This is a genomic window from Shewanella sp. 10N.286.52.B9 (assembly GCF_002873635.1).
In the GTDB taxonomy this organism is placed as follows: domain Bacteria; phylum Pseudomonadota; class Gammaproteobacteria; order Enterobacterales; family Shewanellaceae; genus Shewanella.
In genome coordinates this window covers 20,476-39,103 of record NZ_MCTY01000002.1, presented here as the reverse complement: position 1 = coordinate 39,103, position 18,628 = coordinate 20,476, and the positions used below count along the sequence as shown (strand labels likewise).

13 protein-coding genes are annotated in these 18,628 nt (G+C 41.4%); 8 read left to right on the top strand and 5 right to left on the bottom strand.

The genetic code is table 11. The annotated features are described in order from the left end of the window. Window positions 1–25 precede the first annotated feature (25 nt). The 3 genes from BCU91_RS00410 to BCU91_RS00400 are packed head-to-tail and all read left to right on the top strand — an operon-like array spanning window position 26 to window position 5,152. Entirely contained in the window at window positions 26–694 is a 669-nt protein-coding gene (locus BCU91_RS00410) for a TetR/AcrR family transcriptional regulator (protein WP_102436515.1), read from the top strand. Between the two features lies 1 nt (window position 695). Next, on the top strand, window positions 696–2,048 hold the full coding sequence (locus BCU91_RS00405) for an HlyD family secretion protein (RefSeq protein ID WP_102476259.1): 1,353 nt from the start codon (window positions 696–698) through the stop codon (window positions 2,046–2,048). Further along, window positions 2,045–5,152: an efflux RND transporter permease subunit gene (locus BCU91_RS00400; RefSeq protein ID WP_102530662.1), complete on the top strand. Its 3,108-nt coding sequence runs from the start codon at window positions 2,045–2,047 to the stop codon at window positions 5,150–5,152. Before BCU91_RS00405 ends, BCU91_RS00400 begins: the two co-directional genes overlap by 4 nt. A gap of 177 nt (window positions 5,153–5,329) precedes the next feature. On the opposite strand, the gene BCU91_RS00395 is transcribed toward BCU91_RS00400, so the two are convergent. From BCU91_RS00395 to ppsA, 4 genes are all read right to left on the bottom strand, one after another. Continuing rightward, window positions 5,330–5,746 (bottom strand): MarR family winged helix-turn-helix transcriptional regulator, encoded by a 417-nt coding sequence (locus BCU91_RS00395; RefSeq protein WP_102436521.1) that lies wholly within the window; start codon window positions 5,744–5,746, stop codon window positions 5,330–5,332. A gap of 329 nt (window positions 5,747–6,075) precedes the next feature. Next, window positions 6,076–6,516, bottom strand: a complete 441-nt coding sequence (locus BCU91_RS00390) for a DUF1285 domain-containing protein (RefSeq protein WP_241904007.1) — start codon at window positions 6,514–6,516, stop codon at window positions 6,076–6,078. Next, window positions 6,509–9,586, bottom strand: coding sequence for an FAD-binding and (Fe-S)-binding domain-containing protein (locus BCU91_RS00385; protein ID WP_102436535.1), 3,078 nt, complete (start codon window positions 9,584–9,586; stop codon window positions 6,509–6,511). The genes BCU91_RS00390 and BCU91_RS00385 overlap by 8 nt, the downstream gene beginning before the upstream one ends. 115 nt (window positions 9,587–9,701) lie before the next feature. Next, window positions 9,702–12,071, bottom strand: a complete 2,370-nt coding sequence (ppsA, locus tag BCU91_RS00380) for a phosphoenolpyruvate synthase (protein ID WP_102519685.1) — start codon at window positions 12,069–12,071, stop codon at window positions 9,702–9,704. A 124-nt stretch (window positions 12,072–12,195) separates the two neighbouring features. On the opposite strand from ppsA, the gene BCU91_RS00375 reads away from it, so the two are divergent. Beyond that, window positions 12,196–13,014 (top strand): pyruvate, water dikinase regulatory protein, encoded by an 819-nt coding sequence (locus BCU91_RS00375; RefSeq protein ID WP_102476252.1) that lies wholly within the window; start codon window positions 12,196–12,198, stop codon window positions 13,012–13,014. Window positions 13,015–13,206: 192 nt separating this feature from the next. Next, entirely contained in the window at window positions 13,207–14,271 is a 1,065-nt protein-coding gene (locus BCU91_RS00370; RefSeq protein ID WP_102436529.1) for a 3-deoxy-7-phosphoheptulonate synthase, read from the top strand. Window positions 14,272–14,349: 78 nt separating this feature from the next. Here the strand turns inward: BCU91_RS00370 and BCU91_RS00365 are convergent, their stop codons facing one another. Then, on the bottom strand, window positions 14,350–15,630 hold the full coding sequence (locus BCU91_RS00365; RefSeq protein WP_102436531.1) for an HD domain-containing phosphohydrolase: 1,281 nt from the start codon (window positions 15,628–15,630) through the stop codon (window positions 14,350–14,352). 286 nt (window positions 15,631–15,916) lie between these two features. Here BCU91_RS00365 and BCU91_RS00360 point away from each other — a divergent pair, with 286 nt between their 5' ends. The 3 genes from BCU91_RS00360 (at window position 15,917) to BCU91_RS00350 (ending at window position 18,554) form a co-directional block, all read left to right on the top strand. Next, entirely contained in the window at window positions 15,917–16,996 is a 1,080-nt protein-coding gene (locus BCU91_RS00360) for a TonB family protein (protein ID WP_102530660.1), read from the top strand. Between the two features lie 308 nt (window positions 16,997–17,304). Further along, the gene (locus BCU91_RS00355; protein WP_198589282.1) at window positions 17,305–17,916 is read left to right on the top strand and encodes a phosphoglycerate mutase family protein; all 612 of its coding nucleotides are present in this window, start codon (window positions 17,305–17,307) and stop codon (window positions 17,914–17,916) included. Between the two features lie 203 nt (window positions 17,917–18,119). Then, window positions 18,120–18,554: an acyl-CoA thioesterase gene (locus BCU91_RS00350; RefSeq protein WP_102438169.1), complete on the top strand. Its 435-nt coding sequence runs from the start codon at window positions 18,120–18,122 to the stop codon at window positions 18,552–18,554. The last annotated feature ends 74 nt before the right edge of the window (window positions 18,555–18,628 follow it).

The following is an 18,628-nucleotide window of genomic DNA, read 5'->3' as shown; positions in this document are numbered from 1 at the left end:
GTATCTTCAAAGCTGTGTTGAATTTATGCCTAAAAAAATAATGCCAGTTAAAAAGCCAGTCGGTAGGCCAGCTGTCAAAGCAGATAATCGCTGCGCACTTATCAATGCAGCAAAAACCTTATTTGTCGATAATGATTACGATAAAGTCTCTATTCGAGCCATTGCTGCTAAAGCAAAAGTGGATGCAAGTTTAATCCGCTATTATTTTCAATCTAAATTGGGGCTTTTTGCCGAAATGCTCAAGGAAACCATTGAGCCAGTTCATGCCCAATTAAATAATTCCAAGGAAAAATCGACTCAAGATTCACCAGAAAAAATATTACTGGCCTTTTATAAAATTATGAGTCAAAACCCAGATTTTCCGAAACTCATATTTCGCACCGCCAGCCTTAAAACCACCAAGAAAAACCAAGAGCTGCAAGCCAATTTATTGAGTTTATTCCCGAAAAATAGGTTAACCATTTTTGAAAAGATGCATCAGCAAAACCGTCTACAGCAAGGTATTGATCCAATGTGCGCCAAAATGAGTTTTATTAGTTTAATGGTATTTCCATTCTTAATGCCTGACATATTTAAACAAGCATTGAATATTAAAACCTCAGCAGAATTTTTACAGCATTTAGCTAAGCAAAATGCACAAATATTACGTCATGGGCTTATTGCCAATGAATCTCAACTCAGTCAGGACGCTTAACATGACCCCGTTAAAAAGACGCTATGTTTTTCCAGGCATCATCGCCGGTATTATCATCTTTATCGCTGCGATATCATTACGCTCGTCACCAGAGTTGCAACCCAACCATGATAAATCACGCCTGGTCGATGTTATTAGCCTGACAAAACAACCCGTACAACCTGTGATCAAAGCCTATGGTCGTGTGGCTCCAAAGCATATCTGGCAAGGCATTGCCGAAGTGGGCGGCAAAATTACTTATCGCCACCCTGAGCTTGAAACGGGCAGATTGATCAAGGCTGGCACCTTAGTGTTAACCATTGACCCTCTTGAATACCAACTAAAACTTGCTCAAGCTGAAGCTAACTATAATTCAGCTCAAGCGCAGTTAGTACAGCTAAATCAGCAAGAAATAAACTTACAATCAAGCATAGAAATTGAGCGCCAACGACTGACCTTAGTTGATCAAGAATATAAACGTAAACAATCGTTAAATAAGAAAAACTTGATCTCAAAATCAGAACTTGAAACCCAAAAACAAGCTTTACTGGCCCAGCGTAACTTAGTGCAAGACTTAACCAGCAGCTTAAGCTTGTTGCCTGATGATAAAAAAGTCACTGCGGCGCAAGTTAAGGTTAATCAAGCTTTACTGGAAGATGCCCAACGTCAACTCAATAATACTCGCTTTACTTTGCCTTTTGATGCACGCATTGCCGAGGTCAACATTGAGCAAGCTCAAGCCGTCACCAATGGCGCTGTGTTGTTCGAGGCCCATCAATTAGGCGCAGTTGAAATAAAGGCTGAATTGTCATTATTTGATGCCGAAACCTTAATTCATTCAATTAATGAACTGCCAAGAGATACCTCTGCATTACCTTCAATTGAAAAAGTTAATTTTGACACTCATATCACGGTCAATATGGGTAAAACCTTACACCAATGGCAAGCTAAATTGACTCGCGTTGCCGATACCATAAACCCAGATCAAGCGACGATAGGTTTTTATCTTGAAGTTGATCAAGATTTCAACCAAATGAATTTGTTAGCTAAACCGCCATTAACCAAGGGCATGTTTGTCACCTCCTATATTAAAGGTTATCCCTCAGAGCATTACGTTATCCCAGAAAAAGCCTTACATGGTGAGCAAGTTTATTTAATGGATCAAGACAACAAGCTGGTTATTAAACAGGTTGAAGTGCTATTTAGAACCGACAATGGCGTCGCCATTAAAGGCGATATTCACCAAAATGACCGTGTGGTTACCAATGACTTAATTCCTGCCATTAATGGCATGGGGCTTAAATTATCAACAGCGAACGAAACCACTACCCCAGTAACAAGTGATCTAGCGAATGACGAGGAGCAGGCACTGTGATTAATTTTTTCACTCGTCACCCCACCATTGCTAACTTAATGATGTTGGCATTTTTTGTCATGGGCTTAAGCAGTATTGGTAACATTAAACGTGAAACCTTTCCTGAATTTAGTCCGCCTTACATTATCGCCAGTGTGGTTTACCCCGGCGCATCTCCAGCAGAAGTGGAAGAAAGCCTGTGCCTGCGTATGGAAGACGCCATTGATGGCTTAAGTAATATCGAAGAAGTGAAATGTGACGCCCAAGAAGGGATTGCATCATTGACGGTAAAACTTAATGGCGAAGCCGACATTGGCCGCAGTTTGGTTGATATTCAAACCGAAATTAACGCCATTAAAGACTTTCCGGCGCAAATTGACCCACCAACGGTCAAAGAGCTTGATTGGGCTGAACCGGTTGTAGATATTGCCATCGCTGCAGATGCCAGCTTGCCACACCTTAAATCCTATGCTGAGGATTTAAAGCGACGGTTAAAAATCGAGGCGGGCGTGAGCTTAGTGAGCGTGTCTGGCTTTTCAGATCATCAAATACGAGTCGAGTTAAACGAAGCGGATATTCGTCGCTTAGGGCTAACAGTAGCCGAAATAGCTGATAAAGTGGGCAGGCAAAATGTCCAAATGCCCGCTGGCAGTATCGAGCTTTCTGATAAAAACCTGTTGATCCGTTTTGATGAACGACAAATCACCCCTGATAACCTCAGTAAAATCATCGTTTCCTCTAATACTGAAGGCGGCGTGGTTACCTTAGGCGACATTGCTACCATCACCGACTTATTTGAGCTTGAGGAAGAACATACCATCTTTAACGGCCAACCTGCGGCCATGCTTAAAGTGCAAAAAAACAAAGCCGATGATGCCTTAAGAATTAAGTCCAGAGTCACTGAGTTTATCGCACAAGAACGGCTTATAGCCCCCGATGGCGTGACCCTAACCTTAACCAACGATTTATCTTCACTACTGCAAGACCGATTATCAATGCTGCTGCGAAATGGTTGGCAAGGGATCATCTTAGTGTTCTTTTCGATGTGGTTATTTTTCTCGTTACGCTATTCGTTTTGGGTTTCAGCGGGCTTACCTGTAGCCTTTATGGGCGGCTTGTTCTTAATGAGCATGTTTGGCGTGTCAATCAACATTATGAGCCTAGTCGGCTTACTAATGGCCATTGGTATTATGATGGACGATGCCATTGTTATTGCCGAATCCGTTGCTGCCCATGTTGAAAAAGGCTTGCCCACCAATGAGGCGGTGATCCAAGGGGTAAATAAAGTCGCCCCAGGCGTATTCTCATCATTTTTAACCACAGTGTTTATTTTTGGTAGTTTATTGTGGTTAGACGGGCAAATGGGCGCGGTATTGTCGGTGGTGCCACTGGTATTAATCATGGTCTTAAGTGTGAGCTTAATTGAAGCATTCTTGATTTTACCGAATCACTTAAGTCACTCGCTAAAATCTAATAAACAGCAGAAACCACCGTTAAAGTTTAAACGGGTCTTTTTAGAAAAGTTTGAACACTTCAAAAACAACACCTTAGTTAATGCCGTTACCTTTGTGGTGAAATGGCGCTATGCCAGCCTTGGGCTTACACTTGGCGGTTTAATGCTGTCTTTTGCCTTAGTGGCAGGTGGCGCGGTAAAGTTTGTCGGCTTTCCTGAACTAGATGGCGATATTGCTGAAGCAAGAATCATTTTGCCACCAGGTTCCACTTTAGAGCAAACCAAAACTGTCGTTAGTCACTTGGTTGCCGCAGCCAATACCGTTGGCGATAAATTAACGCAACTAAATGGCGAACAGTCGAATCTCATCCGCTACGTTACCGAGCAATATAATGTCAATGCGGATGCGGGCGAACAAGGCCCACATGTGGCAACGGTAAGATTAGATTTGTTATCAGCTGAAACCCGCGAAACCCTGATTGATAACTTCATTTCAGCATGGCGCAGCGCCAGTGGTGATATTGCAGAGCCCATCTCCTTGGTATTTAAACAACCGAGTATGGGCCCTGCTGGCCGTGATGTTGAAGTCAGACTGCAGCATGATAATTTAGCCACGTTAAAACTGGCCTCCGTTGATTTGCAATCTTACTTAAGTCAGTTTTCTGGGGTTAATGGCATTTTAGATGACATGCGCCCAGGCAAAGAAGAAGTACTGGTAAAATTAAAAGATGGCGCTGAAAATTATGGTGTTGATGGTGAGATGGTAGCATCGCAACTGCGTGCGGCATACTTTGGCCAAACCGCAGATGATGTGCAATCAGGCCCTGAAAACATCGAAATACAAGTCAGGTTGAATAAACAGCAAGCAGGTAATCTGCAAGCGTTAGCTAACTTCCCAATCATGTTAAGTAACGGTAATCAGATACCATTAAGCGCAGTAGCAACATTAGACTTTGAACGATCTTATGTACGTATTCAGCGCATTGAAAGTCAGCGCACTGTAACCATTATGGCTGACATAGATAATGCCAAAGCCAATGGCAGCGAAATTGTCGCCAAAGTGCAAAATGAATACGCTAATGAATTACGCCAAAAGTATCCGGGACTAAAAGTTGATTATGAAGGCGCAGCCAAAGAAACCGCTAAGACTGGCGCTTCTTTCTTACAGGGTTTTATTATCGGTTTATTTGGATTATTTGCGATTTTAAGTTTTCAATTTAGAAGCTATTTAGAACCTTTTGTGGTGATGTTAGCCATTCCTTTAGCACTCATAGGTGTGTTTTGGGGCCATTTACTCACAGGCCATAATCTATCAATGCCATCAATTCTTGGCTTTGTATCTTTAGCGGGTATTGTGGTTAACGACTCCATCTTGTTGGTGCAATATATCAGGCATCATGTGGATATAGGCGATGACATTCAACAGGCCGTAGTTAAAGCCAGCCGCGATCGTTTCAGAGCGGTATTCTTAACATCATTGACGACTGCGGCAGGCCTATTGCCATTGTTGCTTGAAACATCACTACAAGCGCAAATCGTTAAACCGATTGTTATTTCAATTGTCTTTGGCATATTTACCTCAACCTTGTTGGTACTGTTTATTATTCCCTGTGCGTATGCGGTGTTAGCAGATTTTAATTTAGTCCATAAACACGAGGATTTAGAGGCCTAGTGCTTACTAGGCTATAGCTCTTAGACAAAGTTACAAGCTAAAAATAATGGCTAATAAATAACCCGCAAGCTGTATTAATGGCTAGCGGGTTATTTTTACATGTGTAGATATATGAAAGAGCTAGAAGCTTTAGGTTGGCGCTTTAGCCTAACGATCAATAAGCCCCAAACAATGATGTTAATCTGGCTTATTGATTTTATTTAATAATCTCATGAAAGTTTGTTGCTCTTCATAGGATAAGCCACTTAGGCATTTTTGATTAACCCACTCAGCTTCACCAATAAGATCTTGCTCTAAGGCCTTACCGGCATCAGTTAAAAAAATCTGAAAGGCGCGGCGGTTATCAGACTCTTGATGGCGAGTGATATAACCCTGTACTTGCAGTTGATCTAATAGCCTAGTCATAGTGTAATTAGCCACATCACACACTTTAGACAGTTCAGTTTGGCTAATGCCCTCTTCTTGCCACAGTGAAAACAGCACAGGCCAAAGCTTAACGTCAAGTTGGTAACGTTTTAAGCGTTCATCTAGCTCGTTTTGCAGCGTAAGATTAAGATGCGAGATTTGATAATATAGGCTTTCGTATCGTTTCATATAACCACTCCTACAGGCTCATCAATCCTTAGTTAAGCGCAAAAGTTAATCATCAACATAAAATACTTGGTGGCTGGTGCGTAAAAGAACTAACCAAGTTAATCAATGTTGCCCTAAAAATGTAATTGCTACTAATCATTGGTGCTATCACTAACGGATGTGACTAACATCAACAGGCTTAAGTACTGATATTATTTATCTTTATACTTATTAAGCTTGTTAACGTGTAGGTCAGTAAACCCTTGCGGAGCTGCTTTGTTATACAACAGCTTGCTACACAGGCCAATTAGCACCTCACCCTCTTTGTACGTATAAGACCGCTTTTTTAGTCAATCTATTACAAACTGATTTATATAACGGTAATAGCAAGCCCGCCCCAAACAAGCGATGATGCCTCGCTCAATGGGCACTTCAATGGTGTTTTCTAATAGTTTCACAGCCTTAATATCAACAATCTGATGCTCAGTGCCAATGCTACTTATTAAGGTTAGTCCATTATTTGCTAGCGGCTCATAGTCAACGATAAAAATTGCATGGTTATCTACGCTGACTTTAACCTTTTCAACCGGGGTGATAAGAAAATATTCATTATCAATACAATGAAGCACACTGGCAAAAAGCTTAGCAAATTTTGTCGGTAAAGGACTGGCTAAATAGAACCAATCCCCATGATGGTCAATATAAAACAATGGCTCAGTGCTACATAAATCAACTTCTGCACCTAATTGACTGGCAATACTCAATGGTTCTTCATTTTTATGTTTAGTCATTAGCAACGTGCTCATCGGCAGCAATCAGTAACTGAAGTAAGGCTTCTACTGGGTGTTTTGGCTTAAAGCCCGCAAAACGTTTCACTTGGCTACGGCAAGAATAGCCTGATACCAATATTTGGCTTTTCTCAGCGATGCTGTCTAAGGTTGGCTGCCAAGACATAGCAAACAGCTTAGATGAGCGGCCCATATTATCCAGTTCATGGCCATAGGTGCCCGCCATACCGCAGCAACCCACGTTGATCATTTCAAACTCAGCGCCAAAATGATTAAATACCGCTTTCCATTCGTTGGCCGTAGCCGGTTTTGCGGTGGATTCAGTACAATGACTAAACCAACTAAATGACGCGCTGGTTTTGTCTAACGCTGGCATGAGTTGAATCGCATCGGTTAACCACTCATTAGCTAACAGTACTTCAAAATTGCCTCGCTGCGCCCCTAGCACCTCTTGATATTCATCTCGATAACAAAGCACTAATGCAGGGTCTAAGCCAACCATCGGCATATCAAGTTGATAAACTTGATTTAAAAAGTCTGCACTTGATTTGGCAGTCGCGGCAAATTTATCTAAAAAGCCTTTAATGTGTGATGGTTTACCATTGGGTTTAAACGGCAATAACACCGGCTTTAAACCTATTTTTTCTATTAATTGTATAAAACGATAAACCAGCTCAGCATCATAAAAACTGTTAAATGGATCTTGCACCACCAGTACATAATTGCCACGCTCTGATGTTGGAATACTTTGCAGCGCCTCTAAATCATAACCACGGCTTGGATGGCCATCCAGACGCTGTTTTAATGTGGGAACTGATAATGCAGGTGAATCTATATAACCAATAGATTTTTTGATAACCCACTGACTTAATTTATTTTGCGAGGCAAAATTGGTTACTTTTGGCATAGCAGCCATAAGCGGCAGCATGTCTTCAATACCTGCAACTAAATAGTCTTTTGCTGGGCGCATATATCGTTTGTAATAGATATTGAAAAATTGCGCGCGAAATTTAGGCACATCCACTTTAACAGGGCACTGCCCTGAACAGGCTTTACAGGCTAAACAGCCTTTTAACGAGTCCATGACTTCATGTGAATAATCATAATCTCGGCCAATGTGAAAGCTGTTTTGCGCTCGCTGCATAAAGCTTAAAGGTTTAGATTGAGCCAGTGCCTCTACATCAACGCCCTCTGCCTCCAGCAGCCTTAACCATTCCCGCATCAAGCCACTTCGGCCTTTAGGTGAATGGATCCGATCGCCGGTAACTTTAAATGACGGACACATGAACGAATAGCTACTGTAGTTAAAACATAAGCCATTACCATTACAATTCATTACATCAGGAAATGCATCACGGACTTGAATCGGAATTTGTCTATCAAAGGTGCCGCGCTTAACGCTATCAACATTAAACATCATTGGGCCACTGCCTTTAGGCGCGACTAGTTTGCCCGGATTTAATCGATTGTCAGGGTCAAATAAGCCTTTAACCTCTTCAAGTTCGCCATATAGTTCATCACCAAATACGGCTGGTCCATATTCACCACGCACCCCTTTACCATGTTCACCCCACATCAAACCGCCATATTTAAGCGTGAGTTCAGCAACTTGATCGGATAACACTTTTAGCAGCTTTTCATCCGCTTCATCGCACATATCAAGCGCGGGACGCACATGCAGCACTCCTGCATCAACGTGACCAAACATGCCATATTGCAATTTATGGCCATCTAATAAGTCCCTAAACTCCATGATAAAGTCAGCTAAATTTTCTGGCGGTACGGCAGTATCTTCGGCAAATGGCAGTGGTTTTCTGCGGCCTTTAGTTGCGCCTAGCAAGCCTACGGCTTTTTTACGCATGGCGTAAATTTTATTAATACTGGGCTTATCTTCAGTAATTTGATAACCCACAACCCCAGCTTGTTCGCTAGCCAATTGTGCCGCCAGTGTTTTTTCAAGGGCAGCAATGCCTTGCCTAATATCAGCCTCATCCCCAGCGAATTCAACCATATTGAGGCCTTCAATGGTTTTATTGGGTACTGATTCAATGAGGTGAGACACTGAGTGCCAAATAATATCTTCACGGGCCAAATTCAGCACTTTTGAGTCTATGGTTTCGACCACGGTGGCATTGGCTTCAACCAATGATGGTGCATGACGCAATGCTGATTCAAACGAGTCATATTTAATATTTACCATCATCCGCGTATGTGGCAATGGGGTGATATTTAATTTGGCCTCTGTTAATACCGCCAGTGTACCTTCAGAGCCTGCAAGTATGCGTGATAAATCAAATTGGCTTAAATCATCATTCCATACATGTTTTAGATCGTATCCGGTTAAAAAACGATTTAATGGCGGAAACTGTTTTAGAATAAGCTCACGCTTGTCGCGGCAACGCTTGGCAATCGTGCTAATAATATTGGCAGCAAAGCTATTGGTGTTTACGGATTGGGACTCTGACTGATTTAACGCCTCATCTGCCGCTATTGGTGTGCTTGAAAGCACACTACCATCAACCAATACGCTGGTAAGGCCAAGGACATGATCAGATGTTTTACCGTAAACCAGTGAACCCGCACCCGATGCATCAGTGCTGACCATGCCGCCAACCGTTGCACGATTAGAGGTTGATAAATCTGGACTGAAAAAGAACCCATGTGGCCTAAGGGCATCATTAAGTGCATCTTTTACCACACCAGCTTGTACTCGTACCCAGCCTTCTTCTGCATTGACTTCCAGTACTTGATTCATGTGCCTTGAGACATCAAGTATTAAGCCGTGGGTCAGTGATTGTCCGTTAGTGCCAGTACCGCCGCCACGGGCACTAAAAGTCACTTGTTTATATTGAGGGTCAGCTGCTAATGTCATCACCAGCTCAACATCCGCTTGGGATAAAGGGTAAATCACTGCTTGAGGTAAAAACTGGTAAACAGAATTGTCGGTCGCTTGAATTAAACGCGCACTATAACGTTTATCAATTTCGCCAGAAAACGAAGATGCTTCAAGCGCATCAAGAAAGCTTAAGTAAATTGGTTCTAACGTCTGTTGATGTGATAGTAGCGGTAACATAGTCAATTTCTGTTTATAGTAATTTAAAGCCATTATAAACAAAAAAAAAACCGCTAAAAGCGGCTTTTGTTCATGTTGATAAATTAGTTAACTAAAAACTAACTTTTCAAGCATATTAAGCATGTTCTTCTGCTAAATATAACCAAGTGTCGATGACTGTATCAGGGTTAAGTGACACAGTATCAATACCTTGCTCTACTAGCCATTGTGCAAAATCTGCATGATCAGATGGGCCTTGGCCACAAATACCAACATAAGCACCTTTGGCTTTAGCCGCTTTAATCGCTAATGAAAGCAATGCTTTAACAGCATCATTTCGTTCATCGAATAAGTGACTGATAATGCCAGAGTCGCGATCTAGACCCAAAGTTAATTGAGTTAAATCGTTAGAACCGATAGAGAAACCATCGAAATGCTCAAGGAATTGGTCAGCTAATAATGCATTAGACGGTAACTCACACATCATGATGACGCGTAAACCATCTTTACCACGCTCTAAACCTTGCTCTTTTAATAATTCGATAACTTGCGCGGCTTCATCAACGGTACGAACGAATGGGATCATAATCTCAACGTTCTTAAGGCCCATATCATTACGCACACGTTTAATTGCTTCACATTCTAGAGCAAAACAGTCACGAAACGATTCAGAGATATAACGACTAGCACCACGGAAGCCCAACATTGGGTTTTCTTCTTCAGGCTCGTAACGGTCACCACCAACAAGGTTAGCGTATTCGTTAGACTTAAAGTCTGACATACGTACGATAACTTTCTTAGGATAGAACGCACTACCAATGGTTGCGATACCTTCCACTAGACGAGCGACATAGTACTCAACTGGTGATTCGTAACCTGCAATCATTTCATTGATTTCTTGCTGCAGCTCAGCAGGTTGTGAATTAAATTCAAGCAGCGCTTTAGGGTGAATACCAATCATGCGATTGATAATAAACTCAAGACGCGCAAGTCCCACACCTTCGTTAGGTAAACGGGCGAAATCAAATGCACGATCAGGGTTACCGACGTTCATCATGATTTTCATTGGTAGTTCAGGCAAGGTATCAACACGGTTAGTGATAACTTCAAACTCTTGCTTACCATCGTAGATGAAACCGGTATCGCCTTCAGAACAAGATACAGTCACTACTTGGCCATTTTTGATACTGTCAGTAACATCACCACAACCAACAACTGCAGGAACACCAAGCTCACGCGCAATAATTGCTGCGTGACAAGTTCGGCCACCACGGTTAGTGACAATTGCGCTAGCGCGCTTCATGATAGGTTCCCAATCTGGATCAGTCATGTCAGTAACGAGTACATCACCTGGCTCGATTTGATCCATGTCTTCGATAGAGGCTAGCACTTTAGCTACACCAGTACCGATTTTATGACCAATCGCGCGTCCTTCTGAAACAACAGCACCTTTGGATTTTAAGTGGTAGCGTTCAATTAATTGCACGTCTTCACGGCTACGAACAGTTTCAGGACGAGCTTGAACGATATATAACTTACCGTCGTTGCCATCTTTTGCCCATTCGATATCCATTGCACGGCCATAATGTTGTTCAATGATCACCGCTTGCTTTGCAAGCTCCATCACTTCTTCATCATTAATAGAGAAAGTGCCGCGCTCAGCTGCTGCAACATCTTCGATTTTAACTTGCTTGCCGTGAGAAGCATCATCAGAGTAAACCATCTGAATCATCTTGCTACCGATATTACGGCGCACAACGGCTTTATGCCCTTGCGCTAAAATTGGTTTGTGAACATAGAATTCATCAGGGTTAACAGCGCCTTGTACTACCATTTCACCTAAACCAAATGATGAAGTGATAAAGACAACGTCGTTGTTACCTGATTCAGTGTCCATGGTAAACATCACACCAGAAGACGCTTTATCTGAACGTACCATGCGTTGTACGCCAGCAGATAATGCCACACCTTGATGCTCGTAACCTTGGTGAACACGATAGGAAATTGCGCGGTCGTTAAATAGCGATGCGTAAACATGCTTAATCGCAAGCAGTACAGCTTCAAAGCCTTTAACGTTTAGGAAAGTTTCTTGTTGACCCGCAAACGAAGCATCTGGCATATCTTCAGCTGTTGCTGATGAACGCACTGCAAATGAAGCTTCTTGAGTCTCGCTAGAAAGTTGCTCGTAAGCTTCACGAATCGCATCTTCTAGTTCTGGTTGAAATGGGGTGTCGATAACCCATTGTCTGATCTGCGCACCAACTTTTGCAAGTTCGTTTACATCATCAACATCAAGGGTTGCCAAGATGTCGAAAATTTTCTGGTTAACACCACTTTGCTCTAGAAACTCATTAAATGCATGAGATGTAGTCGCAAATCCGCCAGGTACTTGAACACCGGCATTAGCCAGGTTACTGATCATTTCACCAAGTGACGCGTTCTTGCCGCCAACCTTGTTTACATCACCCATGCCTAATTCTTGATACCAGAGTATGTATTGCTGCACAGTTATCTCTCCACAAGTTTATTTCAATGGCCCCTTCACACGAGGGCAGAGGCATTCTACACTCCCCCTCAACAACCGTAAATGTATAATTTTATTTGTAATTTTATTACTACAAGAGGCTGAAATGACACCAAAAGTATTCTATATCTCAGATGGGACCGCGATCACAGCAGAAGTATTTGGCCATGCTGTCCTATCCCAATTTCCAGTTGATTTTGAAGCACTTACAATTCCATTTGTTGACAGCATTGCTAAAGCTGAAAAGGTAAAACAACAAATCAATGATAGTTTTATTACAACAAGCTTAAGACCCGTTGTGTTCCATTCCATCGTAAATTCCGACATTCGCGATATTATTTTCTCCAGTGAAGGTTTAGATTATGATTTTTTGAACACCTTTGTTTCGCCATTAGAACAACAACTGGGTATAAAAGCTGCGCCGGTGATCAACCGAACTCACGGTAAAAGCACGACTAACGAATCTTATGATAATCGTATTGATGCGATTAATTTCACTTTAGATAATGATGACGGTCAAACCATGAAACATATGGATAAAGCTGACATTATTTTGCTAGGTGTTTCTCGTTGCGGTAAAACGCCATCGAGTTTGTATCTTTCTATGCAATTTGGCATTAAAGCAGCAAACTACCCTTTTGTTGAAGATGACATGGATAATCTCAAGTTACCTGAAGCGTTAAAACGTAATAAGTCCAAATTATTTGGCTTAACCATTGATCCCCAACGTTTACATGAAATTCGCCAAGGCCGCATGGAAAACAGCCGCTATTCATCACTAAGACAATGCCGGATTGAAGTGAAAGAAGTAGAAATGATGTATAAAAAAGAACGGATCCCGTTTGTTAATACCACATCTCATTCTGTAGAAGAGATTTCAGCTAAAATCCTCGATATTACCGGGCTGAAGCGTCACATGTTTTAATTTTAATGTCGCTGTGGTTATTTAACTGTTAAGCCGAAAATGTGAAATTCATAACATTTTCGGCTAACTTATGTGAATAAAATGATATCAGTTCAAAAACCTGCATGATTTGTCCGTGTCTAACGCCTGCTAATTAGTTATAATCTCGAGCAATATGATGTTAATTCATCGCAAACATGCTCGGTAAAGTGAATGACTATTAAAACAGACGAACTACGTACATCCCTTTTATGTAAGGTTATTTCTCCTGCGCAACTCGCATCTGAATACCCACTGACGCAAGATGCTGCCGATTATTTAGTTGAGCAACGTCATGAAGTTGAAGCCATTATTGCTGGCGAAGATCAACGTTTATTGGTCATCATTGGTCCTTGTTCAATACATGACACCGAAGCCGCTTTAGATTACGCCCAGCGGTTAGCCAAACTTCACCATGAGTTAAAAGACGACTTATGCATTGTGATGCGGGTTTATTTTGAAAAGCCGCGTACTATTGTTGGCTGGAAAGGATTAATCTCAGACCCTGATCTTGATGGTAGTTTTAGCCCAAACAAAGGCTTACGTATGGCGCGTCATTTACTTCAGCAAATCACTGAATTAAAACTGCCTATTGCCACTGAGTTTTTAGATATGGTCAATGGTCAATATATTGCCGATTTAATTACCTGGGGCGCTATTGGTGCCCGCACCACTGAAAGCCAAATTCACCGTGAGATGGCGTCGGCTTTATCTTGCCCTGTTGGCTTTAAAAACGGTACTGACGGCAACATTAATATTGCAGTCGATGCTGTTCGCGCCGCCCAAGTACCACATATATTCTATTCACCAGATAAAGATGGTGCTATGGCAGTTTATCGTACACACGGTAACCCGTATGGCCATATCATTTTACGTGGTGGTAAAACCCCGAACTATTCAGCCGAAGATGTTGAAATCGTCCGCGCCCAGCTCGAAACCGTTGGCGTAACCCAACGTATGGTGGTTGATTTTAGCCATGGTAATAGTGAGAAAAAACATAAAAACCAGCTAAAAGTTGCTGATAGCATCATGGCGCAAATGCGCGCTGGCAGCACTGCGGTTGCAGGGATTATGGCAGAAAGCTTTATGATTGAAGGCAACCAGAAAGTCGTTGAAGGCCAGCCATTAACATACGGTCAAAGTATCACTGATGCTTGCCTGCATTGGGAAGACTCAGAAAAATTATTACGTGATTTAGCCCAAGCCTCTAAAGAACGTAAAGCACTTTTAGCCAAATAACGGCTCAAGTATTAACTTATAAAAAAGCCAGTTAGGGTAACCTAACTGGTTTTTTTATCGCTTTAACTTGTACTGACGTTAACTCACTTTTTGTGCCGACGGCTCCACTGCTTGTAAACAAGGAACATTGGTATAAGCGGGATCGTCATCTAATGAGCTTAATGATAATTGCTGAAATTGTTCATGTACGCTCATAAAGCTCTCAACCAACCTTGGATCAAAATGTTTGCCCTTTCCTGCAACTATCACTCTTACCGCTTCATAATGACTAAAGGGCTTTTTGTAACACCGTGGTGAAGTCAGCGCATCGTACACATCCACTAGCGCGACTATTCTTGCAGACAATGGGATCTCGAGACCTTTTAGCCCTTTAGGGTAACCACTGCCATCCCACTTTTCATGATGCCCACCAGCAATATCACGGCCCATTTTTATAAAACTGCATTGAGGCGCAAATTCAATTAGAGAATCTAACACTTCTGCGCCAATCACTGGGTGAGCTTTAATATTTTCAAACTCTTCAGGGGTTAGTCGACCCGGTTTTAATAAAATAGCATCGGCAATCCCCACTTTACCAATATCATGTAATACAGCTGACAGAGTTATTTCTTCTACAAATGAGCCAGTTAACTCATTAGGCGCATCTTTGTCTAACCCTCTTTGGCTTGCCAATAACGCGGCATAGTGCTGCATACGTAATAAATGAGCGCCTGTTTCATTGTCGCGATATTCTGCCAATTTGGCTAAACCAATCACAGTTGCTCTTCTTGAAGTTAATGTTGACTGTAACGAACTGAATAATTTTTCTAATAAATAACTGATAGAAAGCGTAAGAATGGCATTAGCTGCCACAAAATTAATGCATACAACCGCCCAAATAATACTGTTGTAGCCTTCAATACTCGGCCAAGGCAACCAATTATAATGACCGCAAATACCAACAATAACTAACGACATGGCATTGAGTATTTGCGCCCAATAACTGGCATTACGGCCTAATAACACCCCTGTTAATGGAGGAAAAAGAAATAACCAGAAAAAACCGGCACCACTTGGGCCTATCGCCAGTAAGAAGCCTGTTCCAATCATATAGGCAAGTAAGCAACCAATGATGAATCGCAGTCTATTTGCTAAGTTGTTTTTATAAATAATCAGCAATAAGGTGGCATAAACCACTGTATTAAAGATCGCCATCGGCCATAAGCCTTGAACAATACACAAATAAACACTAGTAAAGTAAACGGGAATACAAAGGAAGGCTAACGTGGTAAATATCCGGTCAAATACCACTTTACGCCAAATGCATAATGATTCATTTGATGCGGTGAGCTCTCTTAACAAGCCTGCAAATGGTGACATACTTCATCCTTGAATCGTTCATTGGAACAACCAACCTTGCCTTTTTAAAACAAAAATATGATGCTTTAAGCTTTAAGTATTGTAGAGATAGCGGGAATAGCAACATAAATTGCCGATAAAAACCTGTTACCTATAAATAGATTTGCCGCCACAGCCTTAAACAATTATTGCCCCATGAGCTCAATGTTTTTGCCGCTAACAGCTTGCAAGTTTGACTCAGGTAAAAAAACTGCCAGCTTAAAGGAAAATATCAAGCACAAAATATTGATTATTTAAAAGGATTTACATGAAATCATCATCATCTCTTAAAACCATAGCTGTACTTGTTAGTAGCTTACTTTTGCCTGTGACATCTTTGGCTGCTAACAGCGATTTTAATACTGCATTTAAAGATTATAATTTAGCATTAGAAAATAATGATGCGGTGTTAGAACTACAATATGCCCGGTTAGCGTTTGATTTAGGTAAGCTCAAATTTGGCGAGGATAATATTAATAGCGCTAATTTAGCCTTAAATTTAGCTACTGCGTTAACTAAAAACGCGCAAAAATCACAAGCAATGACTTTTTACCAATTGGCCTTAGATATTTATCGTACCAATGGTGACGCCATTGACGATATAGAATTAATTGATCCACTCACCTTACTGGCCGATGCCACTACAAATAACAAACAAGCAAGATCTTTACTCAATGAAGCAATAAATATTAGTGAAGACTCTGGCAATCCACTATTACATGCTAAAACCTTGATGCTGGCATTTAAACGCTTGGTGAATACTGAGTTTTATACTTCTAGAGTTAAGCAATTTCTAATTGATGCTGAAACGATATACGTGCAGCATTTACCGGCTAATTCTGCAGATAGAGTCGATGCTACCTATCTGCTCGGCTCAGTATTACTTTGGGAAAAACAATACTCTGAAGCTGAAACTAAACTTTTACAAGCCATTAAAGAGTACAGCTTGCTCGATTATGACCATCCCTTCGAGTTAAGTGCTCACGCTAAATTAGTTGAAATTTACAGCTTGCAAGATGAGCCAACCAAGGCTACCGAGCATTGCGTAGCCATTGGAAATATGACGCCATGGGAAGCTAATCAAGAGCAAACACCACTATTTAGATCTAACCCTAATTATCCCAGATCAAAGCTGATTCAACGAAAAGAAGGCTTAGTTCAATTGTCATTAACGATTGATAAAAATGGCTTTGTCACCAATCCTAAAGTGATAAAATCCAAGGGTGGGAAATCCTTTGAAATAGAAGCATTAAAAGCACTTGAGAAATGGCGTTATGCGCCAAAATTTGTTGATGGCAAACCCGTTGAAGCAGAAACCACCCTGCAACTAGATTTTTCCATCGGATAAATTATTGGACATTCTACTGTTCTTTAAAGTCAGCCATCGCTAGCCACTTGAGTTATTTATCTAGGCTAAGACAGTAATAATAGTCTCGTTAATTGCTGTCCTAGTCTAATGTTAAGTGACTAAAGTTAAGTGACTCATGTTACTTTACTAAAGTTAAGTGACTCATGTTACTTTACTAAGGTAAAGTGACTCATGTTATTTGACTAATGTAAGGTGACTCATGTTACTTGACTAAGGTTAAGTGACTAATATTAAGCGACTCTCGTTAATTACTTAATCAACAACTCCCCCCGAAAAGCGATAATAAAATGATGAGCTACCCTTCAGTAAAAATTATATTTCAGTTAAGCATCATATCGATAATTTTCATTGGATTAAGTTCGCCAATTCTCGCCACAGCCAATGAAAAAAACGCCGCGGTAAATAGCCATAATACTCCTGCTATGTCTAACGCTAGCGCATCAACGTCCCATAAAACCAGCACCATTTTTTTGGTTCGCCATGGTGAAAAACAAACTGGTGAAGATCCACAATTAACAGAACAAGGTAAAAATCGCGCCCTTGCTTTAGCGAATACCTTATCAGCAATTAAGCTTGATGCCGTTTATAGCACTCAATACCAGCGCACAGAGCAAACAGCGCTGCCAACAGCTAACTCACAATACCTCAAAATCAGTTACTATAATCCCAGAGAGTTAGCTGAATTTGCCAGCCAATTACAGCTTAATAGTGGCGCTAAGGTATTAGTGGTTGGACACAGCAATACCACCCCTAAACTGGTGAATTTACTGGGCGGCGAACCCGGCACTGAGATTAATGAAAAATCTGAATTTGACCGTTTATATATAGTAACGATATTTGCCCCAAGCAGTTCAGAAAAACCAGCAGCGCAGGTTAGTACCACATTGCTAAAGTATTAGCCTACTAAAGACCTGTGTTATTGGCCTTGTTGATTTAACCTAAAACAAGTTAGAGGCTCATGAAACTTGTGCATATTATTAATTAAACTTTGCTAATCTAAGGCTACTACTCCCTCGCACAGCTACCCTTTATTCCCGCTTAAACGTATAATCGCGCCACCTTGGCGAAGCCGCCACATAAAAGCATAATATTAGGTCGTTATATGCCCTCCACTAGTCAAACAGAAATCACATCACAGCTTAGTTTTCATGAAGATGTCGCTAAGCGAATCGAACAATCAGAGTCGCGAGTGATTAAAGCAATTTTCCCTTCCAATACCAACCATCACAACACCCTTTTTGGTGGCGATGCATTGGCGTGGATGGATGAAACCGCCTTTATTGCGGCCACCCGTTTTTGCCGTAAGTCTTTAGTTACTGTTAGTTCTGATCGCATTGATTTTAAAAAAGCGATACCGGCAGGTAGCTTAGCTGAGTTAATTGCCCGCGTTATCCACGTCGGTAACACATCAATTAAAGTTGAAGTGAATATATTCCTTGAAGATATGTATCAAGACAAGCGTGAGCATGCCATACGCGGGGTATTTACATTCGTCGCCGTTGATGAGCAGCGCGCTCCAACTCAAGTGTGGCCATAAACTCAAATTGCTATAAAAAACTGCCCATCATAAATCGTGATTGACCCTATTCAATGGCGAGTTGCTTATCAAAA